Raw genomic sequence first — 6,944 nt, 5'->3', positions numbered from 1 at the left:
ACCGAACAGTTTATGCCCATAGCGCACGCTACTGTTCGCGCAGCGTGCGCGTAGCGCAATCGGTGCTTTTAGCTGAGGGCTGAGGGCTGAGGGCTGACGGCTGACGGCTGAATGCAAGATAAGATCAAGCTCCCATCCCAGAATAATGCTTTAACCCCTTACGCCATAACCAGCGGTTGACTAGGAAAAATACCAAACTCCAACCTAGAATTATCAAGATTCCCCCCACCACATTCACTGGTAAACCAATAAATAGTGCTGCTGGGAAGTGCATCAAATAAGGGAAGGGTGTCCACTGGGCAATTTGCCGTACCAAAGGAGGAAAGACTTCCAACGGAGCAATTAACCCAGAAAGAAATAAGTAGAGCAAAAATGATAATTCTTCAATAGCACTAGCTCGTTCTGTCCAAAAGGCGAACATGGCAAAGGTATACTGCATCAAAAAGCGTAGGGCAAAGCTCATTGCTACCACCAGGCAACCGAGTAACAAATTGCCAAGATTCGGTAGCCAAGCTGCTTGGGGATACAGCATAAAAAACAAACCGATTAGCCCTAGGTTAAACGGCATACGGATAAATCGTTCTGCTAAGTGAGCGGCTACGTGATGCCACACTGGATCAATTGGCTGTAGTAATCGTGGGGAAAGTTTCCCTTGCAACACTTGTTCTTGAAATTCAAAAATAACCCATACCAAGTTGAACTGGCGGATAAAAAACACTGAGATAAAGTAACGGGCAAATTCTGTAGAATTCAGACCAAATTCTGCTTCTTGGGATGCCTTGATCCAAATCCCCATTAGAATCAGAGGTAACAGATTCGACAGTACCCAAAAAAATATTTCTGCCCGATATTCCATCATATGGGCGTAATAAACACTCAGGAAGGTTTTAACGATTCTTAGGACGCGCTTCATTTATTTTAGATAGTAGGGAGTAGGGAGTAGGGAATCGGGAATCGGGAATCGGGAATCGGGAACTTCCAATCAAAAAAAATCTAAATTTTACAGTCTAAATTATTAATTATTAAGGCTGCATTATTAAGGCTACATTATTAATTTTTAATTCTTAATTCTGCCTTCTAAATTCTTAATTTTTAATTCTTAATTTTTAATTCTTAATTCTGCATTATGACCGACAACCTTTAACCAGCTAACCTTTGCAGCAAAGTTCACTCTACTACTCCTGCCTGGAAAACACGACCAATAACTTCTTCAATGGGAGGGTCAGTTACGCTTAAATCTATCACCTCCAGCTCAGCGAGAATCCGAGCCACAGTCTCGGTAAGCACTTCCCGACGCACTAGGAAACGCACGTGGTGACCATCTATTTCTTTGAGTTCACCATAGCGCTGTAAAGACATTTCCTGGCCATTCTTTACCTCAGGTAAGGGCTGGGCAAGTTCTACCGTGATCTCACGATAGGGAGCAAAGCGGTCAAGTAATCCGTCTAGAGAGCCATCATAAATCAGCCGACCTTCATGGATTAGTAGCACCCGTTGGCAAAGAGCAGTGATATCGGCCATGTAGTGACTGGTTAAGAGTATTGTTGCTCCTGTGCGTTGGTTGTACTCCCGCAAGAAATCCCGCACGGCCAGTTGAGCATTGACATCTAATCCTAAGGTAGGTTCATCTAAAAATAGAACTTGGGGTTGGTGTAGCAGTGCTGCTAGTAGTTCCGCTTTCATGCGCTCTCCTAGGGAGAGTTTTCTTACTGGCTGAGTGAGTTTCCCTTCTAGGGAGAGCATCTCAGTAAGTTCCCCAACTCGATACTTATAGTCAGTATCAGAAATACCATAGACAGCGGCATTGATTCTCAAGGAATCTAGGGCTGGTAAGTCCCAAAGCAACTGTTGCTTCTGCCCCATAACTAGGGTAATTTTTTTCAAAAAGCCTGGTTGACGTCGTTTGGGAATGTAATCCACAACTCTGACTCGACCCTTAGACGGATGAATCAGTCCAGTGAGCATCTTGAGAGTAGTGGTTTTGCCAGCACCATTAGGCCCTAAGAATCCGACCACTTCTCCAAAGCCAATTTCAAAGGAAACGTCTTGGACAGCTTTGACTGAACGGTAGGTACGGCGGAAGAAATGGTTTAAGGTACCTTTTAGTCCTGGTTGTTTGATTGCTACTGGGTAGATTTTGCTGAGGTTTTCGACAATAACAATAGACATGAAGGACACAGGGAGTAGGGAGTAGGGAGTAGGGAGTAGGGAGTAGGGAGTAGGGAGTAGGGTTAAGGTTGTCGAATTTTTCTTGTTACATCATCTGCTAAGCAGATGATGTAAACCTGCATGGTCTTTTTTGATTGGAGAATAAAACTGAGGCTCTCTTGCCTCTTGCCTCTTGCCTGTTGCCTTTGAGAGTATCTTCACAACCCAGACACAAAAGCTATATCTTATCAAAGATACCCAGCTTGAGATGATGTCGGGGATGATTGGCTTCAGCTTCTGCCATGGCAGCTTCCCCTTGGCTAATCGCTTCTGGGCCTACCGACTCATCTCCAGCTAATTCTTGAGCTAATTCTTGCAAACGCGATCGCAAGCAGAACATTGCCGCACTCAGATGCCGTGAATTATTTTCCTGCCATTCACCCATGCTTGACCTATGCTCACCTTCACCAGAATACATTCCACACTATCCACACCAGCTTCCACAGTCAAGACCAGTAAGCTATCAGCGGTCAGCGGTCAGCGGTCAGCGGTCAGCCTAATGCAGACGTAACTCATATTAAAAAAATGGTTACCTGTTTGATTCAAAAGCACCTCAAGTAGCACCATCTGTAGCGCATTAGCTGAATCCTGATAACTGATAACTGAAAGCTGAAAGCTGAAAGCTGAAAGCTGAAAGCTGATACCTGATAGCTGATACGCGACGCGCTGATAGCTTACCAGTCAAGACCAAAAAAAATAGCCGTGGAAAATACTTCCACGACTACAAACGTAAACCAATTCAAGGCAATGACTACAAACGTAAAGCAATTTAAGGCGATGTAGCATCTACTGATTAATTCTAGTTTACGAGGAATTTAGGCTAAACCCCTCTGTGGCTCTGACCCCTCATAACAAGGCATAGTACAAAACCAATAAACTAGTCTTAACTGTCGCACCTGGGGGGAAGACCCCCCAGCTACGTTATAAGTTTAATCTAGAATCAGATTGCGCTGCAAAATACAAATGTATTCCCCAGGATTGTAGGTCCGTTGGAGTGGACTCCACTCGCTGACTGTGGCATAGCCCAGAGTCTGCAAATTCCTGATTGTGATATAAATCGCCCGCTTAGAACCAGTCAAGGTATGTTTAATTGGTTCTTGGTAGGGATAAAACCCATGAGAAGCTGGGAGAATTATTTCACTAGATTGATTCGGAAAAGGTGAAACAATGAAATTGGTGTACATCGCCTTAAAATTAGGACGTTAGTGTTCATTAATTATTTAAACATAAAAATAAACTTTGTGCAAATTCTTACATATATTTTAATATAATTGTAAGCATTCAGCCTTCAGCATTTAGCATTTAGCATTCAGCATTCAGCATTCAGCATTCAGCATTCAGCATTCAGCATTCAGCATTCAGCATTCAGCATTCAGCATTCAATAGGCCAACGGCTGACGGCTGACGGCACCTCAAGTAGCGTGGCCAAAGGCCAACGGCTGACGGCTGAATGCTTACATATAATTTAATCATTAATTTTGTTAAATGCTAATTTGAGGTAACATAGAATCGGGAATCGGGAATCGGGAATCGGGAATCGGGAATCGGGAATCGGGATTTTCGGTAAGGGAAAAAACGGTAATTATTTTTGATAAATAAGTCTACAGTTATAGCTCCGCTTGACAGAGTTATTTGACAGAGTTAGGATAAGTAAGGATAGCAAAAGTGCTGAGATTAGGGTCAGCAAATAATTAAAATTAGATAATTTTGGATAGTTATATCTAGTATTTATTGATTACCGTTTTTTTTACATAACCCAAAATCCCTCTATAGTTGATTAACTCTTGCCTCTTGCCTCTTGCCTCTTGCCTTTCCCTACTCCCTACTCCCTACTCCCTTTCCTTAATATGAACATTACCATTAAAATCCCAGAGCTAAGCATAGAAGGAATGTAAGTATTCAGCCGTGAGCTTTTAGCTCACGCTATGCGAACAGCTGTCAGCTGTCAGCCTTCAGCTTAAAATAAACCTCTTTTGTAAACTTCTTTTGGTATAATTTAAGGTAAGCATATGCGCTACGCGTACGCTACTTGAGGTGCCGTCAGCTGTCAGCCGTCAGCTTAAGATCAACCTCAAACGGGAGAATTTAATAGTTCGAGATTTTGTAAGCATATGCGCGTAGCCGATAAGCTGAAAGCTGACAGCTGAAAGCTGATAGCTGACGGCTGAATGCTTACGAAGGAATTGACCTGAATCGACTAGAACGGGTACGCTTACAAGCAGCGGTGGAAGCATAATTATCCCGTTTGCTTAAGGTGAAGGGACTACCTCTAAATTGGCAAGATAGTACCAAGATTCCCACTGTACCAGTGAATTTAAACTTAACTAAAACCCACAATCCTACAGATATGGGTAAGGAAATTGCTCAGGCTATTTATAGAGGTATGGCGCAATGACAAATCTAGGAGTAAGTCGGACAAATCAGCTAAAACCGAGGAAGATATTACCTCTTTTCTCGACCACTTTCTGGCAGTTGTCCGACAATACAGTATCATCATTGCCTTGAAAAAAACCTAGTCTAAACCCTGCTATAAACTAGTTTTGGCGGACAGTTACACCGAGACTAGTGTTCAGTGTAAGACCCATTACACCCTTCGCGACTGATGGGTCTTACCCCAATGAATTTTATAAATTTTTATTAAGAAAATTCCGATTATTACACTTAAGAGACTAGTTTACTCTTTAATAAAATAAGATATGAAAATCCTAAGCATCCAGCCGTTAATCCCTCAACCTAAAAAACTGAGTGATAGCTGACTGCTGAAAGCTTACGGCTTACTAAAATTATTGACTAAGTAAAAAAAGATGGTAGCCCAATCAAGTTCTACATCCAAGGTCAATGTCAAAAACTTTAGCCGCTCAACACTGGGAGAGTTTGATGCCCCAGTAATTGAGGGGAGTTGGCCAGAAAATTTATCCGGTTATGTTTTTATTGTTGCTCCTTATCACCGAGAGAAAGAGCGTCATCTATTTGCCGGTGAAGGGGTAATTATTAAATGGGATCTCAAGAGTGATAATGGCAAAATCAAGGTTTACAGTAAAAGACTAAAAACCTGGGATAGTGTTTGGCATAAGATCCTCCCCATATACAATTTATCAAAAGGATTTTTTCCCGCAGTCATCAGTCCGTTAGGGGTGTCAGAAATTGCTAACACAGCCATTGTCAATATGAACGGCAGGCTGATATTGACGGCGGATGCAGGACGTTATTGGGAAGTCGATCCAGTCACCCTTGATACTATAACCCCAATCGGGTATTTTGACGAACATGTGGTTTCTGTTCCCCTATCATTCTTCCCAATGGTAGCCAATACAGCCCACCCATTAGTTGACCCTAAAACCAAACAACTGATTACTTGTGAGTTAAAATCTAAACCCAATCCAGGGGATTTATTCACTGATATGATCAGTGCTGTTTATATTACAACCTGGGATGGGGAAGGAACCTTAAAACACTGGGAATTAGAAGGAACAGTTCTGGAGGGGAGTCCTCATTCAGCGATAGTAACTGAAAAATGTATTATGATTCCAGATATGCCATTCCAAATGGGATTGGCAATGCTATTAGGAGTCAAGATTCCGCCTCTGAAAGCTTATCCAAAAACACAGATTTATATCGTTGATCGTGATGAACTCAAACCAGACCAGGAAACTGTTCCATCCCGTTTAGTCACGTTTGATGGGGATAGCTATCACTTCTTATGTAACTATCATCATATCGATGGCAATATCCATTTAGTTGGGATCCAGCAAGCAACAATTAGCCTCACTGAAGCCTTGCGACCGGATGATGTGAAACACTTTAGTGGTGAGAAGTATGATAAAGACTATTATGGTATCCCTTGGATGTTTGGTTTCGATCCTGGCGTTTTGCGCAAAGTGGTGATCCAAGATACTCAAGTGATTAGTGAAGAAACCTTTGTCCATCCAGGATGGTTTACCACAACCCTCTTCACTGCTGATCCACGAGAATTCTTGGCGGAAAAGGGATACTCTGCTCTCTATCAAGTTTATGCTGGATATTACCAACAGTTTATCTGTCGTCGTCAATATCTTAGTTTTCGGGATAGTAAAAACAGAGTTCTAAGGGATGATCAACTTCCTCAACAGGACTTACCTTCAGTTCTCGCTAAAATTCCTCTAGACACGAATTGGCAAGAACTGACTGAGCAGATCAAACAAGAACAGGAACAAAACCCTGACACCCATGTGTGTGATTTAGGCAAGGGATTGCTTGATTTTTATGTGTATCCTGTAGGAAGTATTTTAAATAGTATTCAATTCATTCCCCAAAACCAAGGGTATCTTTTAACTACTGTGTTGACCCCAGATAGCTTGGAGGCTTGGCTATTTACTGCTGATAATATCAGCAATGGACCAATTGCTAAAATTCGTCTCCCAGACAAGGTAACTTTTGGCTTCAGCTTACATTCAGACTATTTTGAGGAGGTGACTCCTGCTCCACGTACCTACAAAGTGAATAGACTAGAATCCGATTTACGGAGTATAATGGTAGTTCCTTGGGAATTTTTATTCAACCAACGCAAGGATATTTTTAATAGAAAGTAATATAGTAAAGGGAATAGGGAGTAGGGAGTCGGGAGTCGGGAGGTAAGCTATCAGCGCGTCGCGTATCAGCTATCAGCTTATGGGTTAAGTCCCAGCGTCGAAGCCTGTGCCACGCTACTTTAAATGCTTTTGAATAAAACAGGTAAGCTTTGGCCTATGGCCACGCTA

The 6,944-nt window shown here is 42.3% G+C and carries 6 protein-coding genes; 2 read left to right on the top strand and 4 right to left on the bottom strand.

The features are described 5' to 3' along the window. Positions 1–124: 124 nt before the first annotated feature. From F6K38_RS30375 to F6K38_RS30360, 4 genes are all read right to left on the bottom strand, one after another. Positions 125–913: an ABC transporter permease gene (locus tag F6K38_RS30375; RefSeq protein WP_044495341.1), complete on the bottom strand. Its 789-nt coding sequence runs from the start codon at positions 911–913 to the stop codon at positions 125–127. Positions 914–1,167: 254 nt separating this feature from the next. Next, positions 1,168–2,169 (bottom strand): ABC transporter ATP-binding protein, encoded by a 1,002-nt coding sequence (locus tag F6K38_RS30370; RefSeq protein ID WP_008190292.1) that lies wholly within the window; start codon positions 2,167–2,169, stop codon positions 1,168–1,170. 217 nt (positions 2,170–2,386) lie between these two features. After that, positions 2,387–2,593 (bottom strand): hypothetical protein, encoded by a 207-nt coding sequence (locus tag F6K38_RS30365; RefSeq protein WP_008190289.1) that lies wholly within the window; start codon positions 2,591–2,593, stop codon positions 2,387–2,389. 544 nt (positions 2,594–3,137) lie between these two features. After that, positions 3,138–3,392 carry a hypothetical protein gene (locus F6K38_RS30360; protein ID WP_008190286.1) on the bottom strand — a complete coding sequence of 85 codons (255 nt, stop codon included), beginning with the start codon at positions 3,390–3,392 and terminating at the stop codon, positions 3,138–3,140. Positions 3,393–4,568: 1,176 nt separating this feature from the next. Here F6K38_RS30360 and F6K38_RS30355 point away from each other — a divergent pair. Further along, the gene (locus F6K38_RS30355) at positions 4,569–4,724 is read left to right on the top strand and encodes a hypothetical protein (protein ID WP_161603207.1); all 156 of its coding nucleotides are present in this window, start codon (positions 4,569–4,571) and stop codon (positions 4,722–4,724) included. Positions 4,725–5,012: 288 nt separating this feature from the next. Beyond that, the gene (locus F6K38_RS30350) at positions 5,013–6,776 is read left to right on the top strand and encodes a carotenoid oxygenase family protein (protein WP_287358791.1); all 1,764 of its coding nucleotides are present in this window, start codon (positions 5,013–5,015) and stop codon (positions 6,774–6,776) included. The last annotated feature ends 168 nt before the right edge of the window (positions 6,777–6,944 follow it).

The sequence above is a fragment of the Moorena sp. SIO3B2 genome (assembly GCF_010692525.1).
GTDB lineage: Bacteria > Cyanobacteriota > Cyanobacteriia > Cyanobacteriales > Coleofasciculaceae > Moorena > Moorena producens.
Note: the sequence above shows the minus strand (reverse complement) of the source record. Positions and strands in the feature narration are given on the sequence as shown.